The sequence below is a fragment of the Maritimibacter fusiformis genome (assembly GCF_008086115.1).
Classification (GTDB): Bacteria; Pseudomonadota; Alphaproteobacteria; order Rhodobacterales; family Rhodobacteraceae; genus Muriiphilus; species Muriiphilus fusiformis.
In genome coordinates this window covers 370,702-391,703 of the sequence record NZ_VSIY01000015.1, presented here as the reverse complement: position 1 = coordinate 391,703, position 21,002 = coordinate 370,702, and the positions used below count along the sequence as shown (strand labels likewise).

Annotated in this window: 22 protein-coding genes; 12 read left to right on the top strand and 10 right to left on the bottom strand. The window is 66.0% G+C overall.

The features are described from left to right. Positions 1 to 29: 29 nt before the first annotated feature. From fahA to FVF75_RS16655, 4 genes are all read left to right on the top strand, one after another. Complete coding sequence (gene fahA, locus FVF75_RS16670) at positions 30 to 1,295, top strand: fumarylacetoacetase (RefSeq protein ID WP_148379914.1); 1,266 nt, start codon at positions 30 to 32, stop codon at positions 1,293 to 1,295. A gap of 114 nt (positions 1,296 to 1,409) precedes the next feature. Further along, positions 1,410 to 2,321 carry a thioredoxin gene (gene trxA / locus FVF75_RS16665; protein ID WP_148379913.1) on the top strand — a complete coding sequence of 304 codons (912 nt, stop codon included), beginning with the start codon at positions 1,410 to 1,412 and terminating at the stop codon, positions 2,319 to 2,321. A 27-nt stretch (positions 2,322 to 2,348) separates the two neighbouring features. Further along, positions 2,349 to 2,990, top strand: a complete 642-nt coding sequence (locus FVF75_RS16660; RefSeq protein WP_148379912.1) for an LON peptidase substrate-binding domain-containing protein — start codon at positions 2,349 to 2,351, stop codon at positions 2,988 to 2,990. Beyond that, positions 2,987 to 3,172, top strand: coding sequence for a Trm112 family protein (locus tag FVF75_RS16655; protein ID WP_148379911.1), 186 nt, complete (start codon positions 2,987 to 2,989; stop codon positions 3,170 to 3,172). Before FVF75_RS16660 ends, FVF75_RS16655 begins: the two co-directional genes overlap by 4 nt. Here the strand turns inward: FVF75_RS16655 and FVF75_RS16650 are convergent. The 4 genes from FVF75_RS16650 to FVF75_RS16635 form a co-directional block, all read right to left on the bottom strand. Further along, positions 3,169 to 3,771 carry a LolA family protein gene (locus FVF75_RS16650; RefSeq protein WP_166128520.1) on the bottom strand — a complete coding sequence of 201 codons (603 nt, stop codon included), beginning with the start codon at positions 3,769 to 3,771 and terminating at the stop codon, positions 3,169 to 3,171. The two genes, FVF75_RS16655 and FVF75_RS16650, sit on opposite strands and share 4 nt — an antisense overlap. Positions 3,772 to 3,873: 102 nt before the next feature. Further along, on the bottom strand, positions 3,874 to 6,891 hold the full coding sequence (locus FVF75_RS16645) for a DNA translocase FtsK (protein WP_148379909.1): 3,018 nt from the start codon (positions 6,889 to 6,891) through the stop codon (positions 3,874 to 3,876). A gap of 14 nt (positions 6,892 to 6,905) precedes the next feature. After that, positions 6,906 to 8,087, bottom strand: coding sequence for an aminotransferase class I/II-fold pyridoxal phosphate-dependent enzyme (locus FVF75_RS16640; RefSeq protein ID WP_148379908.1), 1,182 nt, complete (start codon positions 8,085 to 8,087; stop codon positions 6,906 to 6,908). 128 nt (positions 8,088 to 8,215) lie between these two features. Beyond that, the gene (locus FVF75_RS16635) at positions 8,216 to 9,547 is read right to left on the bottom strand and encodes an amidase (protein WP_148379907.1); all 1,332 of its coding nucleotides are present in this window, start codon (positions 9,545 to 9,547) and stop codon (positions 8,216 to 8,218) included. Positions 9,548 to 9,627: 80 nt separating this feature from the next. Here FVF75_RS16635 and FVF75_RS16630 point away from each other — a divergent pair, with 80 nt between their 5' ends. Beyond that, entirely contained in the window at positions 9,628 to 10,854 is a 1,227-nt protein-coding gene (locus FVF75_RS16630) for a UbiH/UbiF/VisC/COQ6 family ubiquinone biosynthesis hydroxylase (RefSeq protein ID WP_148379906.1), read from the top strand. Here the strand turns inward: FVF75_RS16630 and FVF75_RS16625 are convergent. Further along, the gene (locus FVF75_RS16625) at positions 10,851 to 11,435 is read right to left on the bottom strand and encodes a transglycosylase SLT domain-containing protein (protein WP_148379905.1); all 585 of its coding nucleotides are present in this window, start codon (positions 11,433 to 11,435) and stop codon (positions 10,851 to 10,853) included. The two genes, FVF75_RS16630 and FVF75_RS16625, sit on opposite strands and share 4 nt — an antisense overlap. A 311-nt stretch (positions 11,436 to 11,746) precedes the next feature. Between FVF75_RS16625 and hspQ the strand changes: the two genes are divergently transcribed. Continuing rightward, positions 11,747 to 12,073, top strand: a complete 327-nt coding sequence (hspQ, locus tag FVF75_RS16620; RefSeq protein ID WP_148379904.1) for a heat shock protein HspQ — start codon at positions 11,747 to 11,749, stop codon at positions 12,071 to 12,073. A gap of 280 nt (positions 12,074 to 12,353) precedes the next feature. Here the strand turns inward: hspQ and FVF75_RS16615 are convergent, their stop codons facing one another. Next, positions 12,354 to 12,866: an ATP-binding protein gene (locus FVF75_RS16615; protein WP_148379903.1), complete on the bottom strand. Its 513-nt coding sequence runs from the start codon at positions 12,864 to 12,866 to the stop codon at positions 12,354 to 12,356. After that, positions 12,856 to 13,200, bottom strand: coding sequence for an STAS domain-containing protein (locus FVF75_RS16610; protein ID WP_148379902.1), 345 nt, complete (start codon positions 13,198 to 13,200; stop codon positions 12,856 to 12,858). The genes FVF75_RS16615 and FVF75_RS16610 overlap by 11 nt, the downstream gene beginning before the upstream one ends. 96 nt (positions 13,201 to 13,296) lie before the next feature. On the opposite strand from FVF75_RS16610, the gene FVF75_RS16605 reads away from it, so the two are divergent. Genes FVF75_RS16605 through FVF75_RS16595 form a run of 3 tightly spaced genes read left to right on the top strand, consistent with a single transcriptional unit; the run spans position 13,297 to position 15,559 of the window. Next, entirely contained in the window at positions 13,297 to 14,469 is a 1,173-nt protein-coding gene (locus FVF75_RS16605) for a thiolase family protein (protein WP_148379901.1), read from the top strand. Then, entirely contained in the window at positions 14,469 to 14,915 is a 447-nt protein-coding gene (locus tag FVF75_RS16600; protein WP_148379900.1) for a GAF domain-containing protein, read from the top strand. The genes FVF75_RS16605 and FVF75_RS16600 overlap by 1 nt, the downstream gene beginning before the upstream one ends. Continuing rightward, positions 14,912 to 15,559: an RluA family pseudouridine synthase gene (locus FVF75_RS16595; protein ID WP_148379899.1), complete on the top strand. Its 648-nt coding sequence runs from the start codon at positions 14,912 to 14,914 to the stop codon at positions 15,557 to 15,559. Before FVF75_RS16600 ends, FVF75_RS16595 begins: the two co-directional genes overlap by 4 nt. A gap of 36 nt (positions 15,560 to 15,595) precedes the next feature. Here FVF75_RS16595 and FVF75_RS16590 read toward each other — a convergent pair whose 3' ends face one another. Then, positions 15,596 to 17,038: an aldehyde dehydrogenase family protein gene (locus tag FVF75_RS16590; RefSeq protein ID WP_148379898.1), complete on the bottom strand. Its 1,443-nt coding sequence runs from the start codon at positions 17,036 to 17,038 to the stop codon at positions 15,596 to 15,598. A 177-nt stretch (positions 17,039 to 17,215) separates the two neighbouring features. Between FVF75_RS16590 and FVF75_RS16585 the strand changes: the two genes are divergently transcribed. From FVF75_RS16585 to FVF75_RS16575, 3 genes are all read left to right on the top strand, one after another. Beyond that, positions 17,216 to 17,869 carry a peroxiredoxin gene (locus FVF75_RS16585; protein ID WP_148379897.1) on the top strand — a complete coding sequence of 218 codons (654 nt, stop codon included), beginning with the start codon at positions 17,216 to 17,218 and terminating at the stop codon, positions 17,867 to 17,869. A gap of 105 nt (positions 17,870 to 17,974) precedes the next feature. Then, positions 17,975 to 18,358: an MbcA/ParS/Xre antitoxin family protein gene (locus FVF75_RS16580; protein ID WP_148379896.1), complete on the top strand. Its 384-nt coding sequence runs from the start codon at positions 17,975 to 17,977 to the stop codon at positions 18,356 to 18,358. Further along, the gene (locus tag FVF75_RS16575; RefSeq protein ID WP_187393104.1) at positions 18,345 to 19,079 is read left to right on the top strand and encodes an RES family NAD+ phosphorylase; all 735 of its coding nucleotides are present in this window, start codon (positions 18,345 to 18,347) and stop codon (positions 19,077 to 19,079) included. Before FVF75_RS16580 ends, FVF75_RS16575 begins: the two co-directional genes overlap by 14 nt. On the opposite strand, the gene FVF75_RS16570 is transcribed toward FVF75_RS16575, so the two are convergent. Both FVF75_RS16570 and FVF75_RS16565 read right to left on the bottom strand, forming a co-directional pair. Then, positions 19,076 to 19,270 (bottom strand): DUF2783 domain-containing protein, encoded by a 195-nt coding sequence (locus FVF75_RS16570; RefSeq protein WP_148379894.1) that lies wholly within the window; start codon positions 19,268 to 19,270, stop codon positions 19,076 to 19,078. The genes FVF75_RS16575 and FVF75_RS16570 overlap by 4 nt on opposite strands. Positions 19,271 to 19,274: 4 nt before the next feature. After that, the gene (locus FVF75_RS16565; RefSeq protein ID WP_148379893.1) at positions 19,275 to 20,888 is read right to left on the bottom strand and encodes an FAD-dependent oxidoreductase; all 1,614 of its coding nucleotides are present in this window, start codon (positions 20,886 to 20,888) and stop codon (positions 19,275 to 19,277) included. Between the last annotated feature and the right edge of the window lie 114 nt (positions 20,889 to 21,002).

The window sequence follows — 21,002 nt, the reverse complement described above, 5'->3', positions numbered from 1 at the left end:
CCGCCCTCGGTTCCCGCCCGGAGTTTGCCATGCCCTTGCTGAAGTCATGGATCGACAGCGCCAACAGCGCCACGACGCCGTTTCCGCTGAACAACCTGCCCTGCGGGGTGTTTTCGGTCGGCGAGGGCGATCTGCGCTGCGGGGTGGCGATTGGTGATCGGATTCTGGACGTGACCGGGCTGGAAGAGGCCGGGGCTCTGCGCGCCGACCCCGAGGCGACGGTGCTGGACGCGCCCGACTGGAACGACTTCATGGCGCTAGGGCCGGAGGCCTGGGCCGCCTTTCGCGCCCGGTTGCAGGCGATGCTGGGCGAGGCCGCCGACGAGGCGACACGCGACATCTGCACCACTTATTCGGTGCGCCTGCACGAGGCGGACCTGCACATGCCGTTCCGGGTGGCGGAGTTCACCGATTTCTATGCCGGGCGGCACCATGCCTTCAACGTCGGGCAGATGTTTCGCGGGCCGGAAAACGCGCTGCCGCCGAACTGGCTGCACATGCCCATAGGCTACAACGGCCGGGCCTCGTCGGTGGTGGTCTCGGGCACACCGGTGCGCCGGCCCTGGGGGCAGATCAAGCCGGCGGGTGCCGATCAGCCGGATTTTGCGCCCTGCCAGCGCTTCGACTTCGAGCTTGAGTTGGGCGCGGTCGTGGGGCAGCCCTCGTCCGGCCCGGTAAGCGTTGCCGAGGCCGACGCGATGATCTTCGGCTATGTGCTGCTGAACGACTGGTCGGCGCGCGATATTCAGACATGGGAGTATCAGCCGCTCGGCCCGTTCCAGTCGAAAGCCGCCGCCACCACCGTCGGCCCGTGGATCGTCACGGCAGCGGCGCTTGCGCCGTTCCGCTTGGACACACCGGAACGCGAGGTGCCGCTGCTGCCCTATCTCAATGAGCCGGGGCCGATGCTTTATGATATCGACCTGACGGTTTCGCTCACTCCCGAAGGCGGGCCGTCTTGCGTGATTGCGCGGACCAACTACGGCCAGATGTATTACTCCGCCGCGCAACAGCTTGCGCATCACAGCTCTTCGGGCTGTCCGATGAACGTGGGCGATCTGCTTGGGTCGGGCACCGTTTCCGGCCCTGAGCCCGGCACCTTCGGCTCGCTTCTGGAGCTTTCGCAGGGCGGGCAGGCCCCGATCCGGCTCGATGGCGGCGACACCCGTGCGTTTCTCGAGGATGGCGATGGCGTCACCCTTGAAGGGCAGGCCAAGGGCGACGGATACGTGATCGGGTTCGGCACTTGCAGCGGCACGGTGCGGCCCGCCCTTGCCGATCCCTATGCCCGCTGATCGCGTTTCGCGCGGCGCACGGGCCAGACAAAGCGACGCGGCGTCCAAGCCCGGGGTTGGACTGGCCGCGTTGCGCGCCCATATTGGCGGCAACGGAATTTGAAGGAGCCGACCATGCTCGAATTGGGACAAACCAACGGTGCCGCCACGAACGCCGGCGCCCACGTCAAGGACATCTCGGAAGCCACGTTCATGGATGACGTGATCGAGGCCTCCAAGGAGGTGCCGGTCATCGTCGATTTCTGGGCGCCGTGGTGCGGGCCCTGCAAACAGCTTGGCCCGGCGCTGGAAGAGGCGGTGAACGCCCTCGGCGGCAAGGTCAAGATGGTCAAGGTCAACGTCGACGAAAACCAGCAGATTGCGGCGCAACTGCGCATCCAGTCGATCCCGACGGTCTATGCCTTCCACGATGGCCAACCCGCCGACGGTTTTCAGGGCGCGTTGCCGCCCAGCCAGGTCAAGGAGTTCGTCGAAAAGATCGCCGCCCTTGGCGGTGACGGCGGGCTGGCGGACGCCATCGCGGCGGCCGAGGAAATGCTGGAGGCCGGCGCGCTCGACGATGCGGCGCAGACCTTTGCCGCGATCCTCGAGGAAGACCCGAAATCCGCGGCGGCCTTTGCCGGGCTGGCCCGGGTCAAGCTGGCTCAGGACAAGGTCGATGACGCCGAGGCGGTGCTGAACGGCGCCCCGGCCGAGATTTCCCGCGCCGCCGAGATCGAGGCGGTTCACGCCCAGATCGCTCTGGCCCGGCAGGCCGCCGAAGCCGGACCGGTTGCCGACCTGCAGGCCGCGGTCGAGGCCAATCCCGACGACCATCAGGCGCGGTTCGACCTGGCCAAGGCGCTGCATGCCTCGGGCGATGTCCAGGGCGCGGTCGACGCCCTGTTGGAGTTGTTCCGCCGCGACCGCGAATGGAATGACGGCGCCGCCAAGACCCAGCTTTTCACCATCTTCGACGCGCTGCCGCAGAATGACCCGATCGTCACCAGCGGCCGGCGCAAACTGTCGTCGATGATTTTCGTCTGACCGGCACCGAGCCGGACCGGGGGGAACATGATCCCACGCGCCGACCTGCCCGAGACCCTGCCGATCTTCCCGCTTCCGGGCGCGCTGCTGTTGCCGCGCGGCCGGTTGCCGCTGCACGTGTTTGAACCGCGCTACCTCGCGATGATCGAGGACGTGCTGAAAACGCCCGGTCGCCTGATCGGCATGGTGCAGCCGATGGACGACAGCGGCGAACGACTGCACACCATCGGCTCGGCCGGGCGGGTGACCACGTTCACCGAAACCTCGGATCATCGCTACATGATCACCCTGACCGGTGTCAGCCGGTTTCGGATCACCGGCATGATCGAGGGCTTCACACCCTATTTGCGCGCCAATGTCTCATGGGACGGGTTCGAGCGCGACCTTGGCAATGCCGAGCATGACCGTGGCTTTCGGCGCGAGGAGTTTCTTGACCTGTTGGCGCGCTATTTCGACCTGACCGAGTTGCGCACCGACTGGGACAGCCTCAAGGATGCCGACGACGAGTTGCTGATCAACTCGCTCAGCATGCTCTGCCCGTTCTCGCCCGAGGACAAACAGGCCCTGCTGGAGGCGCCGTCACTGACCACGCGGCGTGAAACGCTGGTGACCTTGATGCAGTTCGAGCTGGCCTCGAAACGCGCCGGAACCGAGGACAAGCTGCAATGACCGAACCCACCGCATTCGACCGCAAGATGCTGGAAGCCCTGGTCTGCCCGATGACCCAGACCCGCCTGAGCTATGACGCGGCGCGTCAGGAACTGGTCTCGAAGGCCGCCAACCTGGCCTTCCCGATCCGCGACGGCATCCCGGTCATGCTGATCGACGAGGCGCGCAAGGTCGAAGACTAGCGATTGCGCTTTTCGACCTCGGCGACGATCGAGAACATCGCCGTGTTGAAGCGCACGTCTTCGGTGGTTTCGCCAAGGATCACCGTCGTTTCCGACCCGGTGTCGTCGGTGATGACCCACTGCCGAAGCTCGACCGGATCGGCGGTGAACATCAGACGGATGTTGCCGTATTCCGGGTGCTCCGGGTCTTGCGCGGTGATGATCGTGGCGGTGCCGTCGTAGTCGTGCCCGACCACCATGTTGGCGCGCGACAGATCGACGTTCCTGGCAAGGATCAGGTTCAGGGGCGTGCGGTCCAGCGGGTATTCCTCGGGCCCGGTGTTGGACTTGCCGTCGAACACCGCCAGCTTCTGCCCGCCCGCGATCACCAGCGCCTCGTTCGGCGGATCGTATTCGAACCGGGCCCGCCCGGGGCGGTGGATCATGATCCGGCCGGTCGAGATCGTCTGATCGGCATTGATCTGCGTGATCTCGGCCTGAAGCGTCGTCATGCCGTTCAGATAACGCGAGATATCGTTCAGCGACAGCTTGTCGGCCATCGCGGGCAGCGCGCTCAGCGCCAGCAGCGCGGACGCGAGAAGGGGGCGAAACATTTTCATGGCAACAACCTAGTAAGGGGCGCGGCGAAATCCATCCCGCTGCGCCCCATAACCGCACAAATCCCGGTGATAGGCGATATCACGCCCGCCTGTTGCGCCCGTCTATTGCTCTGGCACGAGGATTTCACGTTTGCCGACATGGTTGGCGGACGACACCAGGCTTTCGTCCTCCATCTGCTCGACCAGCCGCGCGGCCTTGTTGTAGCCGATGCCCAGCTTGCGCTGGATATAAGAGGTCGAGCACTTGCGGTCCTTGATGACGATCGCCACCGCCTGATCGTAAAGCGCATCCTCGCCGGTGGTGTTGCCGCCGGTGTTCAGGCCCAGAACCGCGTCGATGTTGTCGGCCTTGTCGTCATCCGGCCCCTCGACCACGCCGCCGATATAGTCGGGCGGGCCGTAGCTTTTCAGATGGGTGACGATTTCCTCGACTTCCTCGTCGGACACGAAGGGGCCATGCACACGGGTGATGCGCGCGCCGCCGGCCATGTAGAGCATGTCGCCCATGCCCAGAAGCTGCTCGGCCCCCTGCTCGCCCAGAATGGTGCGGCTGTCGATCTTCGACGTGACCTGAAAGCTGATCCGGGTCGGGAAGTTGGCCTTGATCGTGCCGGTGATGACATCGACCGAGGGGCGCTGCGTGGCCATGATCAGGTGAATGCCCGAGGCCCGCGCCATCTGCGCCAGGCGCTGGATGCACGCCTCGATCTCCTTGCCCGCGACCATCATCAGGTCGGCCATCTCGTCGACGATCACCACGATATAGGGCAGCTTGACCGGCTGGATTTCCTCGGTCTCGAAGATCGGATCGCCGGTTTCCTCGTCGAACCCTGTCTGCACGGTGCGCGAGAACATCTCGCCCTTGTCGAGCGCGTCCTTCACCCGGCCGTTATAGCCCTCGATGTTGCGCACGCCCATCTTGGACATCTTCCGGTAGCGTTCCTCCATCTCGCCCACCACCCACTTGAGCGCGACAACCGCCTTTTTCGGGTCGGTCACGACGGGCGAAAGCAGATGCGGAATGCCGTCATAGACGCTGAGTTCCAGCATCTTGGGGTCGATCATGATCAGCCGGCATTCCTCGGGGGTGAGGCGATAGAGCAGCGACAGGATCATCGTGTTGATCGCCACCGACTTGCCCGACCCGGTGGTGCCCGCGATCAGAAGGTGGGGCATCTTCGACAGGTTCGCGACAATCGGATCGCCGCCGATATCCTTGCCCAGCGCCAGCGGCAGTTTCATGTTCGAATCGCCGAAATCGCGGCTGGACAGGATCTCGCGCAGCACCACCTTTTCGCGGTGCGCGTTGGGCAGTTCGATTCCGATCACACTGCGCCCCGGCACGGTCGAAACCCGCGCCGAAAGGGCCGACATGGAACGCGCGATATCGTCGGCCAGCCCGATCACCCGGCTGGCCTTGAGGCCCGGCGCCGGTTCCAGTTCATACATCGTGACCACGGGGCCGGGGCGGACCGAAACGATCTCGCCCTTGACGCCGTAATCGTCCAGCACGCTTTCCAGCATCCGCGCGTTTTCCTCGAGCGCCTCGTCCGAAAGGTGGTGGCGTTCGATATGCACCGGGTTGGTCAGAAGGCTCAGGGGCGGAAGCTCGTAGTCCTCGGCATTGTCCTCGAAACGCAGCGACGGCTGCGCCTCGGCCTGGGCCTTGGTCGACGGCCGCACCGGCTTGACCGGCGGGTGCTGCACCACCTTTTTCGACTCGGGGACCGGCAGGGTGAACCTGGCCGGAAGCTCCGGTTCCGCCTGGCGCGGCGGCGGGGACGGCAGGGTGTAATGCGGCGCATCCGCGTCGACCAGATCGTCCTCGGCCTCGATGAACGGCGCTTCGGCGCGCGCGCTCGGTGCGGTGGCGCGCGGTGTGGTGTCAAGAATCATCGGTGTCGGCCCCTTGCCGCGCACCACCGGCGGCTCGGCGCGCAGCGTGGTGTCGGGTCCAGCGCCTTCGCGGGCGCGCACCCTGGCCTTGGCATTGGCGATCGCGGCGGCCATCGGCGACAAAGGCTCGGTTTCGGGCGCGTGCTGCGGCGCCGGGCCGGGCTGTCCGCTGCGTGAGCGCAGGGCGTTGGCGATCTTGGCGCTGATCCGGTCGGATGACCCCAGCCCATCCGGTATCTCGCCCTGGAACACGCCCGGATCGACCAGTTCAGGTTCCGGCACCGGCTCGGGCGGGCGGCGTTTCAGACCGGACATGCGCGACAAAAGCCCCTGGCGCGGCGCCTCGGCCGGCTGCGCCGGAGCGGCATGGGCGCGATCCATCGGCGGCTCGGCCCGCAGCACGCGGCGCGATTGCAGGGGGGGTGGCGGCGCGAAATCGGTGTCGGGGTCGTCGTCATAGTGCGCCTCGGCATAGGCCCGCGCCTCGCGCCGCTGTTCGCGGCGGCTGCGCAGCGCCTGTGCGCCGCGCGACGCACCGGCCACCGCACCCTGGGCGGCGCCTCGCGCGCCCAGCCCGACCAGCTTGAGCACACCGGCATAGACCATCACCACCGACCCGACCGCGCCGATGGCCAGGAACTTGCCCAGCCGCAGCACTTCGGAAAAGGTGACGCCGATCACGAAAGCCCCCAGCAGCAACAGGCCGAGGCCCGCCGCCGCCGACAGGAACTTGAGGCCGAAGCCGGTGTCGAACGGCAACACGCCCAGGACGGCGCCCAGAACGGTATCGCCAAACAGCCCGCCCAGCCCGAAAGTATGCGTCCAGGCCGGACCCGGCACCAGCGTCGAGGCATAGACCGAGGCCATCGCCATCACGATGGGGGCAAAGATCAGGCGGCTCAGAAGCTGCTCGGTCTGCATGTGCATCAGGAACCGCAGACCCCAGGCCATCAGGATCACCACCAGCGCCCATGTGCCCTTGCCGATGATGATCGCCAGCGGCGAGGCAATCGCCGCCCCGACCCCGCCGAGAAGGTTAGTGGCCGGCCCCTCGGTCACCGACATCCAGCCCGGATCATCCGGCGAATAGGAGCCGATGATCAGGACCACGAGGGTGGCCAGCGCCAGAAGCCCGAGGCCGGCGAGTTCCTTGCCGCGCCGCTCGATCATCTCGCGGGTGCTGGTGTCGAAAATCGGATCGCGGTCCCGTGTCTGATAAGCCATGCCTCACCTCGTCCTTAGTCGTACAGGCAGCGTTTCAGCGCCTTCAGCGCCTGCTGCATCTCGTTCTTGTCCGTCACCAGGGCAACCCTGATATGGCCCTTGCCCGGATTGACCCCGTCAACCTCGCGCGACAGGTAGGCGCCGGGCAGAACCCGCACGCCGGTTTCGGTCCACAGCTTCAGCGCCGCCGCCTCGCCGTCCTCGACCGGCAGCCAAAGGAAAAACCCGGCCTCCGGCCCCCGGTAGCCCGGGACATCGCCCAGGATCGCATCGGCGAGCGCATATTTCTCCTGGTAGAGCGCGCGCGAAGCCGCCACGTGCGCCTCGTCCGCCCAGACCTTTTCGGCCACCCGTTGCAGTGGCAGCGGCAGCGGCGCACCGGCAAAGGCGCGCAACTGCTTGATGCGCGCGATGCTGTCGGCCCCACCGGCGACAAAGCCCGACCGCAGGCCGGGCAGGTTCGACCGCTTGGACAGCGAATGAAAGATCACCACCCGGTCGGGATCGGCCCCGCCCTCATGCGCCACCTCGAGCGCGCCGGGCGGTGGCGTGTCGCGGTAGACCTCGGAATAGCATTCGTCCGCGAATATCTGGAAATCGTGCTTTTCGGCCAGCGCGATCAGCCCGGCCCAGTAATCGCGATCCGCCACCGCGCCCTGTGGGTTCGAGGGCGAGCACAGATAGGCTATCGCGGTGCGGTTCAGGATGTCCCTGGGCAGGGCGGAATAGTCCGGCAGATACCCGGTTTCCTCGGTCGCGGGCACGAACACCGGATCGGCCCCGACCGCAGCAGCGGCAACCGCATAGACCTGGTAGAACGGGTTGGGGATCAGGATCGCCGGGCGTTTTCCATTCACCGTTTCCGGGCACAGCGCGACGGCGGCGTTGAACAGCCCCTCGCGGGTGCCATTGAGCGCCATGACCTGCGTGCCAGGGTCGAGCGCCACGCCATAGCGGCGCATCACCCAATTCGAGATCGCCGCGCACAATTCGGGTGTGCCGTCGTTGGGCGGGTATTGCCCGAATCCGGCGATGTTCTCGGCCAGCACGTCGCCGACGAAATCGGGAAAGGCATGTTTCGGCTCACCGATGGTCATGTGCACGACGTCACCGCCCGGCGCGTGACCGTCGAGCAACCGCCTCAGGCGCGGGAACGCGTATTCTGGCAAGCCGGAAAACCGCTCGGGGAACGTCATGGTATACTGCTACTGCCTCGTGCGCGGGGTCATTTGCGCCCCGATTTTTTTCCAGAATAGCCGGTTCCACCGGCCCGGTCCAGAAAAACGCCGCGAATCCCGGAGTTTGCCGTTTGCGCCTGTGGCTTTTAGGCCAAGGCCCGCTCGGCGGCGGCACCGAGGCGCAACAGTCGCTCGTCGCTCATGGGCGCGCCGAGAAACATGATCCCGGTCGAGGGCATGCCGGTCGGAAGCGTCAGCGCCGCCGATCCCATCAGGTTGCCGATACGGGTGTTGGACAGCGTCAGCAGGTTCTCGGTGACGTAATATTCCTGGTCCGTCATCAGGCGTTCGAGGTTGGGCGGCATGTTGGCGGCGGTCGGCAGCACCACCGCATCGACCCCGGCGGTCAGACGGTGAAACTCTGCCCGGACCACATCCAGACGCTTCCATGCGGCCACGTAGTCGGCCCCGCTGAACTGGCCGCCGGTGCGGAAACGGTCGCGGATCTGCGGATACATCGCGTCCGGGTCGGCCTCGATGGCGTCGCGCCAAATGGCATAGGCTTCGGTGGTGAACAGGATGGCCGACATGCCCAGCGCCTCGTCGACGATATCGAACGCAGCCCGCGATACCTCGACCCCTGCACCCATCAGGCGGCCCAGCGCAAGGTCAAAGCCCGCGCGCGGTTCGTCGCGGGCCTCGGTCAGGCCGTTTTCCAGCACCAGAAGACGCACGCCGCGCAGGCTGGCACCGGTCAGATCGGTCGTGCGCTTTCGCCCCTCCAGCGCCGCCAGCAACAGCGCCGCGTCCTCGACGCTGCGGCACAGCGGCCCGGTGGTATCGAACCGCGCCGCAAGCGGCACCGTCCCGCGCGCCGAAAGCCGCCCCCAGGTGGTCTTGAGCCCGACCAGATCGTTCCAGGCCGCCGGAATGCGCACCGATCCGCCGGTGTCCGACCCGATCGCGGCAGGCGCCAGGCCGAACGCCACCGAGGCCGCGGCCCCCGAGGACGATCCGCCCGACACCGCGCCCTCATCGTTCACGCAAGGCGGCGTGGCGGTGATGGGGTTGAGGCCAAGACCCGAAAAGGCCAGTTCCGACATATGGGTCTTGCCCAGCCCCACCAGCCCTTCGGCAGAGGCCATTTGCACCACCTCGGCATCCATATCCGGCACCCGATCACGCAACAGGGCCGATCCTGCCTCGGTCGCCGTGCCGGCGGTATCGAACAGGTCTTTCCAACTGATCGGCACCCCGTCGAGCGGCCCAAGGCGCTGGCCCAGTTTCGCGCGCCGCGAAGACGCCTTCGCCTCGGCCATCGCGCGGTCTTCGGTCAAACGGGCATAGATGCGGTCGCCATGCGGATGCGCCTTGATGGCGTCGAACAGCGTTCCGGCCAGGTCGACCGGGTCGATCCGGCCCGCCTCGATACCCCGCCCAAGCTCCGCCGCAGTTTGCCAACGCCAGTCGTCCGCCATTGCCGCCTCCCGTCATCCGGGCGACGGTAGCGGGGTGGCCACGCATGGACAATCCCGATTTCCCGCGCCAAAGATGAGCCATGAGTTGCGACACCGATATCCTGATCGTGGGCGGCGGCCTCAACGGCCCGGCGCTGGCCCTGGCGCTGGCCGACACCGGCTTTGACGTGATCGTGATCGACGCGCAACCGCCCGGTGCGCGCGGCGAAGAGGGGTTCGATGGACGCGCCTATGCGCTCACATTGGCCTCGCAGCGCCTGCTTACGGCCATCGGGGTCTGGGACAGCGTCAAGGACCACGCCCAGCCGCTGAGCGAGGTGCGGGTCTCGGACGGCAAGCCCGGCACCGGCGCCGGCCCCTTCGTGGTCGAGTTCGAGCGTGGCGGAATCGACGAGGGGCCGGCCGGCTACATCCTCGAAGACCGGTTCCTGTCGCGCGCCCTGACCGACGCCATCAAGGCGCATCCCAAGGTGACGTTGATCGGCGGCGAAACTGTGGTGGCGCAGGCGGTCGGACCAGCCGATGTGACAATCTCCCTGGCGTCGGGCCGGGAGTTGTCCGGGCGGATGGTGGTGGGTTGCGACGGGCGGCGGTCGGGCACCGCCGCGCGTGCCGGGATCAGGCGCACCGGGCACGACTACGGCCAGTCGGGGCTGGTCTGCGCGCTGGAACACGAAAAGCCCCACGGCGGCATCGCGCATCAGCTTTTCCTACCCCCCGGCCCGCTGGCGATCCTGCCGCTGCCGGGCGATATGTGTTCGATCGTCTGGACCGAAACCACCGCCGAAGCCGCCCGGGTGCATGCGCTGGACGATGCCGCCTACATGGAGCATCTGCGCCCGCGGTTCGGTGATTTCCTGGGCGAGATCAAGCTGGCGGGCAAGCGTTTCACATACCCGCTGAACCTGACGCTGGCCGAAGCCTATGTATCCGACCGGCTGGCGCTGGTGGGCGATGCCGCGCACGGGGTGCATCCGATCGCGGGACAAGGGCTGAACGCGGGACTAAAGGATGTAGGCGCTCTGGCCGAGGTGCTGACACTCGCGCGGCGGCGCGGCGAGGATTTCGGTAGGATCGACGTGCTTGAGCGCTATCAGCGTTGGCGGCGGTTCGACGTGGCCACGATGGTCGCCGCGACCGAAACGGCGAACACGGTGTTTTCAAATGACAATCCGCTGGTCCGCGTTGGGCGCGGTGTCGGGCTGGGCGTGATCAACGCCCTGCCCGGGCTGAAACGCTTTCTGATGCGCGAGGCCGCAGGGCTGACAGGCGACCTGCCGCGCCTGATGCAGGGGCGACAGATCTAGCGTTTGCCGCAGAGCCGAAGCTGGGTGTCATAGACCACCGCCCGCGCGGCAACACTGTCGGCGATGCGCAACAGCCAGGCCTTCTTGTTGTGCGACCCGCGCAGGTAGCCGGCGCGGCCCTCGTGATAGGCCAGGTACTGGCCGCGCGCGTCGTTCAGGTCGATGCCGGTCTCATTGAGCGTGTGGGTCATGTACCAGCCCATGAAATCGGTCGCGTCGTCGATGTCGTGACGTTTCGCACCTCGCCCGCCGCGGTCGCGCTGGTATTCCGCCCAGGTTCCGTCCAGCGCCTGCGCATAACCGTAGGCGGAGCTTTGCCGGCCCATCGGAATCACCCCCAGCACGTATTGCACCGGCGTGCGAATATCGCCGTCGAACTTCGACTCCTGGTAGATGATCGCCATCTGGACCGGCACCGCGACGCCCCAGCGGTCCTCGGTCCGTTTCATCGCCTTCAGGTATTTCGGGCGCTCGCGCACGATGGCGCAAGCGTCGTCGAGGTTCCTCGGCGGCGTGAAGTCGCTACCGGCGCAAGAGCCCAGAAGCACCAACAAGATCAGCGTGCGAAGATGTCTGCTCATCTGCCCCTCGCATCTTTTTGTTTTCATTTTTCGAACATGATAACCGAATTGGCACGGCGTGGGAATGGGGGTGGCAGGAAATCCGGCGAGGTGATTTGGACGGGTAATCGGAAGCGGCGTGATTCGCAGGACGGGCCGGACAGGCGGGCGTCGGCTCCCGCGGCGCTGTCATCGGGGACGGGCGCACGCCCCCTCGGCGGGTATGGGGGCCATCGGCGGACGGTTCACAGTCTGTTTCCCGAAAAACGCACCGCGGTTTGTGGACTCTTACCGGTCAGAGGCACTAATACTTGCACGGGGACTGTTACGACATGCTGAAGACTCGAGCAAAATATCACCTTGGCCAGATCGTGCGCCATCGCAAGCACCCGTTCCGCGGCGTGGTGTTCGACGTCGACGCGATGTTCAACAACTCCGAGGAATGGTACGAGGCGATCCCCGAGGACAGCCGGCCATCGAAGGATCAGCCGTTCTATCACCTGCTCGCCGAAAACGATCAGAGCTATTACGTGGCCTACGTGTCGGAACAGAATCTGATCGCGGATTATTCCGGCGAGCCGGTGACGCATCCCGACGTGCCCGAATTGTTCGGCGATTTCGAGGACGGTCACTATCCGCTCGACTTTCAGCTGAACTGACCCCGCCGCCAAATCTGACCTGAAAGCACCCATGCGCATTGCGCGGCCGACGATTCGCGCCGCGTCAATGTCAGGCGCCGCCAACCTGAGCGTGCCCAAGTCGTCGTTGCCGCAACCTGCGTGTAGACCTCGGTGCCACGCACTGGGTGGGGGCTGTTACGCGCGGCACCGAGGGAAGCCTATGCAGCTACTCCCTCAATGTGCCGTGGCATTCTGGCCGTGGCGCAGCGGCAATCGGGCAATTCCGGGGCAATTCACCCGGACAGCGACCCGATGGCGATCAGTCCGCCCCATCAACCGCCCCTGTGATGTCGAGCCTGAATTTCAACTCGTTGCGGTTGCCGATCCGGCGATAGCTCAGGCCGCGGGTCAACTCATGGATCATCAGCCAGCCGAAACCGCCCTCCGGCAAGCCCTCGAACGGCACCATCAGGTCGGGGGGATGTCCGGTGGGCGGCCCGCCATCCGGCATCGGCAATCCGTCGTCGCGGATGGTGAACGCCAACCCATCGGGCACCGGGCGCACCGCAAGCTCGATCACGCCGCGCCCATGATTCTGGTAGGCGTGTTCGACGATGTTGTTGAGCACTTCGGCCAGCACGATTTCCGCGATGCCGCTGTGCTCCTCGGGGATCGACATGGCGCGAAACACCACCCGGGCGCGGCGCAGCGCACGGCGGACCGACTCGGGGTCGCCGGGAAACACCAGGTTCAGCCCCGGGCCTGTGCGGGCGCCGTCGCGCTGGTGCTGATCGCGGGCGTTGCCCATGAACGCGTATGCCCTAGCCTGCATCGGCGTGACCGTTCAGGGCGGCGTCGGCAGACACATGAATCACGAATACCGTGTCCATCCGGGTCAGCCGGAAGACCTTGGCGACCATCTTCGTCAGCCCCGCAAGCTCGACCCGCCGATCCGGCGCCGCCATTTTCATCACCGCGACCAGGGCGCCCAGCCCGGAGCTGTCGAGAAACCCGACCTTGGACAGGTCCAGGATGATTCGTTCCGGCGCATCCTCCGTCACCTCGCGCATCCTGTCCTTGAACCGGATCGCGACCGAAGCATCGATTCGCCCCTCGGCGACCGAGATCAGCCGGACATTGCCGATATCCTGGCGCGAAAGTTCCATTGCATGCTCCTTCGTCGCAACGTCGTTTCGAACTAGGCTAGACCCCGATCCTTACCATTCGGTAAGCGAGGGGCACCGAGACGGGAGAGAATCGACATGAAAGACGTTGTCATAGCCGGTGCCGCGCGCACGCCGATGGGCGGGTTCCAGGGCGATTTCAGCACAGTCACCGCCGCCGAGCTTGGCGGCGTGGCGATCCGGGCGGCACTGGCGGAGGCCGGAAACGGGACGGTTGACGAGGTCTTGATGGGCAACGTCCTGCCCGCGGGCCAGGGCCAGGCCCCCGCCAGGCAGGCCGCATTCGCCGGCGGGCTTGGCGAAGAGGTGCCGGCGACCACGCTGAACAAGATGTGCGGCTCCGGCATGAAGGCGGCGATGATCGCGCACGACCAGATCGCGCTGGGCGACCGCTCGGTGATGATCGCGGGCGGGATGGAGAGCATGAGCAACGCGCCCTACCTGCTGCCGAAAATGCGCGGCGGAGCGCGGCTGGGACACAGCGAAGTGCTGGACCACATGTTCTTTGACGGGCTCGAGGATGCCTATGACAAGGGCCGCCTGATGGGCACCTTTGCCGAGGATTGCGCCGAGGCCTTTCAGTTCACCCGGGAGGCGCAGGACGAATACGCCATCGCCTCGCTCACCCGCGCGCTGGAAGCGCAGAAATCGGGCGGGTTCGACGGCGAGATCGTGCCGGTGACGGTCAGGACGCGGGCGGGCGAGGCGGTGGTTTCCGCCGACGAACAGCCCGCCAAGGCCCGGCCCGAGAAGATCCCGCATCTCAAGCCGGCGTTTCGCAAGGACGGCACGGTGACGCCCGCCAATTCCTCGTCGATCTCGGACGGGGCGGCGGCGCTGGTGCTCGCCTCGGGCGACGCGGCGGAGCGGGAGGGGCTGAAGGTGCGCGCGCGCATCCTTGGCCATGCCAGCCACGCGCAGGCGCCGGGGCTGTTTCCGACCGCACCGATCCCGGCGGCGCAGAAACTTCTGGACAAGATCGGCTGGTCGGTGGGCGATGTGGACCTGTGGGAGGTCAACGAAGCCTTCGCCGTGGTGCCGATGGCGTTCATGCGTGAAATGGGCTTGCCGCATGACATCGTGAACGTGAACGGCGGCGCCTGCGCGCTAGGGCACCCGATCGGGGCATCCGGCACGCGGATCATGGTCACGCTGCTCAATGCACTGGAAAAACGCGGGCTGAAATGCGGCGTCGCGGCGATCTGCATCGGGGGCGGCGAGGGCACGGCGATCGCGATCGAGCGGGCCTGATGGACTACACCGAGCTGGAAGACAGGATCGCCGCGATCTGTGCCGGCGAAACGGATGTGATCGCGCTGATGGCGACGGTGGCCTGCGAGGTGCATCATTTCGATGACCGCTTCGACTGGACGGGGTTCTATCGCGTGACCGGGCCGGAGCACCTCAAGATCGGGCCGTATCAGGGCGGGCATGGCTGCCTCGATATTCCGTTTTCGCGCGGCGTCTGCGGCGCTGCGGCGCGCACCGGCGAGGTGCAGTTGGTGCCGGATGTGAACGCCTTTCCCGGCCACATCGCCTGCGCCAGTTCGACCCGGTCGGAACTGGTCCTGCCGGTGTGGGACAAGTTCGGCGAATTGATCGGGGTGTTCGACATCGACAGCGACCAGGCGGATGCCTTCACCGAGGAAGACGCGGATCGGCTGGCGCGCATCCTGGCCCGCGTTTTTGCCGCATGACGAACGACTATGCCCCGCCCCAAGGCCCGCTGGAGATCATCCACGACGACGATGCGCTGTTGATCGTGAACAAGCCGGCGGGGCTGCTCAGTGTGCCGGGGAAGGGCGAGCATCTGGCCGATTGCCTCATCACGCGGGTGCAGGCGGACTATCCCGAAGCGCTGCTCGTGCATCGGCTTGACCGCGATACATCCGGGGTGATGACGTTCGCGCGGTCCCGGCTGGCCCAGCGCCACCTTGGCCAGCAATTCGAGAAACGGCGGCTGAAAAAGGCTTATGTCGCAAGGGTTTGCGGACGGATCGCGGACAAGACCGGCAGCGTCGATCTGCCCTTGATCGTGGATTGGCCGAACCGGCCGCTGCAGCATGTTAACCATGAGACCGGCAAGCCCGCGCTGACCGACTGGCGGGTGATGAAGCACGAAGGCGACACGACCCGGGTGCGGCTGTTTCCGCATACCGGACGCAGCCACCAGCTTCGCGTGCACATGAAGGAAATCGGCCACCCGATCCTGGGCGATCCGTTCTATGCCGAGGGTGACGCGCGGAACTTTCCGCGCATGATGCTGCATGCGGAAAGCCTGAAACTGCGCCACCCGCTTGGCGGCGAGTGGTTCACCTTCCGCGCCAAGGTGCCGTTCTGAGCGCGCTGGCGGCGTTGACACCGCCAGCGCAATTGCTCAGGCCTCGCTGGCCCAGCCGCCGATGGCCTTGACCTCGAGGAAATCCTCGATGCCCCAGACCCCGGCCTCGCGGCCATTGCCCGACTGCTTCATGCCGCCGAAGGGTGCGCCCGCGCTGCGCGACTTGCCGTTCATCTCGACCATGCCCGAACGCAGTTGCAGCGCCACGCGGTTGGCCTTGGTGCCGTCCTGGGTCTGGACATAGTTGGTCAGGCCATAGACCGTGTCATTGGCAATCGTGACCGCCTCTTCCTCGGTGTCGAACGGGATGATCGACAGGACCGGGCCGAAGATCTCCTCGCGCGCGATGGTCATGTCGTTGGTCACGTCGGCAAATACCGTGGGCTTGACGAAGTAGCCTCGGTTCAGGCCATCGGGCCGCCCCAGACCCCCGGCCACCAGCCGCGCACCCTCGTCAATGCCCTTCTGGATCAGGCCCTGGATCTTGTTCCACTGCGCCTCGTTCACCACCGGGCCGATATGGCGGCCCTCTTCGTGGGCGTTGCCAACGGCGATGGAATCCGCGACCTGGGCGGCGGTTTCGACGGCGGCGTCGTAGATGTCGCGCTGCACCAGCATCCGCGACGGCGCGTTGCACGACTGGCCGGTGTTGTTCATCATGTGGGTGACGCCGCGTTTGACGGCCTTGTCATCGGCATCGGCAAAGATGATGTTCGCCCCTTTGCCGCCCAACTCCAGATGCACCCGCTTGAGCGTGTCGGCGGCGTTCTTCGAGATCGCGATGCCGGCACGGGTCGAGCCGGTGAAGCTGACCATGTCCACATCCTTGTGCCCCGACAGCGCCGTGCCGACCCCCGGCCCGTCGCCGTTCACCAGGTTGAAGACGCCTTTGGGAAACCCTGCCTCATCCATGAACTCGGCAAAGAGCATCGCGTCGATCGGGCTTTCCTCGGACGGCTTCAGAACCATCGTGCACCCGGCAATGGCGGCGGCCACGACCTTCAGCGTGATCTGGTTCATCGGCCAGTTCCACGGCGTGATCAGCGCAGTGACGCCGACCGGCTCATACACGATCCGGTCGTTCGGCGCATGATCGCCCAGCGGACGGATGAACTGAAATTCCTTGGCCGCCTTGATGAAGTTCTGGATGTGGAAGGTGCCGGCACCGACCTGTTGGGTGCGGCTCCACTCGATCGGGGCGCCCATCGTGAGGGTCATCGCCTGTGCCAGCTCCTCGGAGCGTGCCAGGTAGACCTCGAGCAGTTTTTCGACCAGCGCGATGCGCTCGGCGGGCGGGGTCGCCATCCACGCCGGGAACGCGGCGCGCGCGGCGGCAACGGCGGCGTCGACATCGGCCTGGCTGCCCAGAGAAATGATTGCCCCCGGCTCTTCGGTCGAGGGGTCGATCACCTTGTGGTCGTTCGGCACTGACGGGGCCACCCAGGCGCCGTCTATATAGAAGTCGCGTTTTTCGATCATGTCACACTCCTGTTCGAATTTGGCGCCAATCTGTCATTGCACACCGGGAAGAACAAGGCGGGACAGTTGACCTGTGCAATGGCCGGATCGGGGAGGTTATTCTGTCGCAGAGGGCTGGAAATCGACAGATTGGAGCGTATCTAGATTGGGAATGCAACGCACAAACAGGAGGCCGTTATGGGACTTCGCATCAACGAAACCGTGCCCAATTTCCACGCCAAGACCGATCAGGGCGAGATTGATTTTCATGACTTCATCGGGGACAGCTACACCATCCTGTTCTCCCACCCCAAGGATTTCACCCCGGTCTGCACCACCGAATTCGGCGCCGTCGCACAACTCGCCGACGAGTGGGAGAAGCGCGGCGTCAAAGTGATCGGCCTGTCGGTCGACACCGCCGAAGAGCATGTGGAATGGAAGAAGGACATCGAGAAGTTCGCAGGCGCGAAGGCCAACTTCCCGATCATCGCCGACGACGATCTGGCGGTGTCCAAGGCGCTCGACATGCTGCCGGCCGAGGCCTATCTGCCCGACGGACGCACGGCGGCTGATTCCGCCAGCGTGCGGGTCGTGTTCATCTTCGGCCCGGACAAGAAGCTGCGCCTGTCGATGACCTATCCGATGTCGGTCGGCCGCAACTTCGCCGAGGTGCTGCGCGCGCTGGACGGCGTGATGAAGACCGATGGCGCACCGATCGCGACGCCGGCCAACTGGGTGCCGGGCGAGGACGTGATCGTGGCGACCAGCCTGTCGACCGAACATGCCAAGGCCAAGTTCGGCGCGGTGAAAGAAGTCTTCCCCTACCTGCGCACCACCGCCGATCCCGGCTGAGTGCGACAGGAGCGAACCTAACGAAACCCCGCCTTCGGGCGGGGTTTTTCGTGTCTCTTTACTTCTGTGGGAAGTAATCCTATGTTGCTTTCAGGAGAAAGAAAAATGCCGCAGAATGCTCATATCGAGATACAAGACACCAGCCACGCACCCGGCCGGGTCGTGGCCAAGGCGGTCGTCAACGCCGCGCGTGAGCTTGGCCTTTCGCAGCGCGAGCTTGCGGGCATCCTCGGGGTCAGTGAATCGACCGTGTCGCGGATGAACGGCGGCGGCCATGACCTTGCGGGCAAGCCGCTGGACCTGGCGCTTTACCTGATCCGTGTTTTCCGCTCGCTCGACGCGGTGGCGGGGGGCGAGGCGGCGACGGTGCGGGGCTGGATCAAGGCCGCCAATGCCGACCTGCACGGCGTGCCGAAGGACCTGATGCGCACGCCCGCCGGGCTGGTCGACGTGATGAACTACCTCGATGCCGCCCGTGCTCCGACCTGAGGCGCATTTCCAGCCTTATCGGCGCAATGTCTGGCGGGTGATCGAAGGGCAGTCACGATCCTCGACCGTCCGGCTGGTCGACACCTTCGCCGAGCACGACACGCTGGAGGCTTTGCTGGAAGACAGCAAGCCGCCGGTGCCCGAGGATTGCCGGCATCTCGATTTTCAGTTCTGGTCGCCGTTCCGCTATGGCCGCTACCCCAAATCCTCGCGCTTTCGCCGGGCGGGACGCACGCCGGGGGTCTGGTACGGGGCCGAGGAGCCGCTGACCGCGATCAGTGAAACCGTGTGGAAGACGCTGGCGTTCTATCGGGCTTCCGAGGGCACACCCCTGCCGCGCCGCCCGATCGAGCACACGGCGGTGATGGCCGATATCCGCACCGACCGCGCGCTGGACCTGACCGCACCGGAGCTTGCCGGGGCGGGGAACTGGACCGACCCCGAGGACTACGCGGAGTGCCTGGCCCTCTCGGACGCGATGCGCGCCGTGGACGGAGAGGCGATCCGCTATGCTTCGGTGCGCCACCCGGAACCGGCGGCGAATGTCGCGGTGCTGTGCTGCGGCGCCTTCGCCCAGCCGCGCCCGATCCAGCACCAGACCTGGCAGGTCACCCTGTCATGGTCTCTGGTGCGCGTGTCTTGCGAGACGCTCAACCAACGCTTCATGTTCGCGCCGGGGGAAACGGCGCTTCGGTTCTCGGACGGAACCGGCCCGGTCTAGCGCGGGCGGGCGGCGACCCGCAGCGCCTCGGCCAGCACGTCGCGGTCACCGATGTGGTTGGCCAGCGTCAGGATCAGCCGGGCGTTCAGCGCGTCGCTGTCCGGTTTTGTCAGCCCATCGTGCACCGCCAACAGCTCGGCCAGGAAATCGTCGCCGTCTTCGATATTCGGGGTCAGGGTCAGTTTGGCCATGTCCTCATTCCTTTCCGGTGGCCCGGCGCAGGGCAAAGCGGATCTGATCCTCGTCGAAATCCGCGAACCGCGCCGCCACGTGCTGGTCGGGGCGGATCAGGTAGACCGCCGACGGCTCATCCCCCAGGTAGCGCGCGGCAAGCGCCCCACTGGGATCGTCGCGGGCCGAAACCGCCAGCCGCGTCGCCACGATCCCGCCATCCTCGAAGGTTTCGGGGGCCTCGGTGTCGATGGCCAGAAGCACGAAGCCGCCACCCAGCCGCGACAGAAGGAAACCGTCACCGATCGGCGCATCCGGGCAGGGCGCGCCCGGACGGCTGCGCGCCGGTGCGCTTTCCAGTGCGTCGGGGGTGTTGATCGGCGAACCGTCATAGATCGCCGGCTGCGACAGCCGGCCGGAATTCACCAGCGGGCGGGCAAACTCGTGCCGTTCCGCCAGATCCAGCACGGCATCGCGAAACAGCCGCGACGCCTCGGACTTCGGCGTGACGAATTCGGTCGCGCGGGTCGAGTGCCGCATGTTCTCCTCGGCCCCCATGATGCGCTCGACGTCATAGCTGTCGAGCAACGCCGCCGGAGCCTGACCCTTGGCCACCAGCGCCAGTTTCCAGCCGAGGTTGTCGGCATCCTGCAGCCCCGCGTTCGCCCCGCGCGCGCCGAACGGCGGCACCTGGTGGGCAGCGTCACCGGCGAACACCACGCGGTTCTTGTGAAACTGCTCCATCCGGCGGCTCTGGAAGGTATAGACCGACGCCGATTCCAGTTCGTAGGTCATTTCCTTGCCCAGCATCGCACGCAGACGCCGGTCGATGGCCTCGGGCGCAAGCTCGGCCTCGCGGTCGATGTCGTGGCCGATCTGGAACTCGATCCGCCACAGGTCGTCAGGTTGCTTGTGCAACAGCGCCGACTGGCCCGGGTTGAACGGCGGGTCGAACCAGAACCGGCGCTCGGCGGGAAATCCGGTCTTGGCCTTCACGTCGACAACCAGGAAATGATCCTCGAAATCGACACCGGCAAACTCGATCCCCATCATCCGGCGGATCGGAGACCCGGCCCCGTCGCAGGCGACCAGCCAGTCGGCCTCGATGTTGTAGGACGCCTCGGGCGTGTCGATCTCGAGCGTCACGTGATCCTCGTGGCTGGCGATGGCCGAGACCTTGTTGCCGCCGCGCAGGTCGATCTTCCTGCCCTCGGCCTGCAGCGCGCGCAGCCGGGCGACCAGGGCCTCCTCCAGCGCGTATTGCTGCAGGTTCACGAAGGCCGGATGGGCGTGGCCGTCCTCGGGCAGCAGGTCGAACTCATGGATCAGCTGGTCACCGACGAAAAGCTTGCTGATGCTCCAGGCCACGCCCCGGTCAAGCACCGGCCCGGCACAACCGAGCCGGTCGAGAATCTCGAGCGGGCGCTTGGCATAGCTGACCGCGCGCGACCCGGCCGAGACCTTCTCGTTGTCGTCCAGCACCACCACCGGCACGTCCTGCTGGGCCAGGTCGATGGCCACGACCAGCCCGACCGGCCCGGCGCCGACAACCACGACCGGATGACGCACGATCTGGATCGCGTCCTGGTCGGGATGGCGTTCGTAAGGATAGAGCGGAATGTCGAAAATCCTGGTCATGCGGGGTCCCTCCGGGGCTGTCGGGCGCAGGATAGCGGTTTCGGGCGGCACCAAAACGACACAGATCAAATTGGCGGTGTTCGGCGGCGCATCGCCGCGCGTCGCGGAACTGGA

Bases quoted from the DNA above. Each gene is read 5' to 3' on its own strand.
- fahA (WP_148379914.1), top strand. From the start codon at position 30: ATGCCCTTGCTGAAGTCATGGATCGACAGCGCCAACAGCGCCACGACG.
- trxA (WP_148379913.1), top strand. From the start codon at position 1,410: ATGCTCGAATTGGGACAAACCAACGGTGCCGCCACGAACGCCGGCGCC.
- FVF75_RS16660 (WP_148379912.1), top strand. From the start codon at position 2,349: ATGATCCCACGCGCCGACCTGCCCGAGACCCTGCCGATCTTCCCGCTT.
- FVF75_RS16655 (WP_148379911.1), top strand. From the start codon at position 2,987: ATGACCGAACCCACCGCATTCGACCGCAAGATGCTGGAAGCCCTGGTC.
- FVF75_RS16650 (WP_166128520.1), bottom strand. From the start codon at position 3,771: ATGAAAATGTTTCGCCCCCTTCTCGCGTCCGCGCTGCTGGCGCTGAGC.
- FVF75_RS16645 (WP_148379909.1), bottom strand. From the start codon at position 6,891: ATGGCTTATCAGACACGGGACCGCGATCCGATTTTCGACACCAGCACC.
- FVF75_RS16640 (WP_148379908.1), bottom strand. From the start codon at position 8,087: ATGACGTTCCCCGAGCGGTTTTCCGGCTTGCCAGAATACGCGTTCCCG.
- FVF75_RS16635 (WP_148379907.1), bottom strand. From the start codon at position 9,547: ATGGCGGACGACTGGCGTTGGCAAACTGCGGCGGAGCTTGGGCGGGGT.
- FVF75_RS16630 (WP_148379906.1), top strand. From the start codon at position 9,628: ATGAGTTGCGACACCGATATCCTGATCGTGGGCGGCGGCCTCAACGGC.
- FVF75_RS16625 (WP_148379905.1), bottom strand. From the start codon at position 11,435: ATGAGCAGACATCTTCGCACGCTGATCTTGTTGGTGCTTCTGGGCTCT.
- hspQ (WP_148379904.1), top strand. From the start codon at position 11,747: ATGCTGAAGACTCGAGCAAAATATCACCTTGGCCAGATCGTGCGCCAT.
- FVF75_RS16615 (WP_148379903.1), bottom strand. From the start codon at position 12,866: ATGCAGGCTAGGGCATACGCGTTCATGGGCAACGCCCGCGATCAGCAC.
- FVF75_RS16610 (WP_148379902.1), bottom strand. From the start codon at position 13,200: ATGGAACTTTCGCGCCAGGATATCGGCAATGTCCGGCTGATCTCGGTC.
- FVF75_RS16605 (WP_148379901.1), top strand. From the start codon at position 13,297: ATGAAAGACGTTGTCATAGCCGGTGCCGCGCGCACGCCGATGGGCGGG.
- FVF75_RS16600 (WP_148379900.1), top strand. From the start codon at position 14,469: ATGGACTACACCGAGCTGGAAGACAGGATCGCCGCGATCTGTGCCGGC.
- FVF75_RS16595 (WP_148379899.1), top strand. From the start codon at position 14,912: ATGACGAACGACTATGCCCCGCCCCAAGGCCCGCTGGAGATCATCCAC.
- FVF75_RS16590 (WP_148379898.1), bottom strand. From the start codon at position 17,038: ATGATCGAAAAACGCGACTTCTATATAGACGGCGCCTGGGTGGCCCCG.
- FVF75_RS16585 (WP_148379897.1), top strand. From the start codon at position 17,216: ATGGGACTTCGCATCAACGAAACCGTGCCCAATTTCCACGCCAAGACC.
- FVF75_RS16580 (WP_148379896.1), top strand. From the start codon at position 17,975: ATGCCGCAGAATGCTCATATCGAGATACAAGACACCAGCCACGCACCC.
- FVF75_RS16570 (WP_148379894.1), bottom strand. From the start codon at position 19,270: ATGGCCAAACTGACCCTGACCCCGAATATCGAAGACGGCGACGATTTC.
- FVF75_RS16565 (WP_148379893.1), bottom strand. From the start codon at position 20,888: ATGACCAGGATTTTCGACATTCCGCTCTATCCTTACGAACGCCATCCC.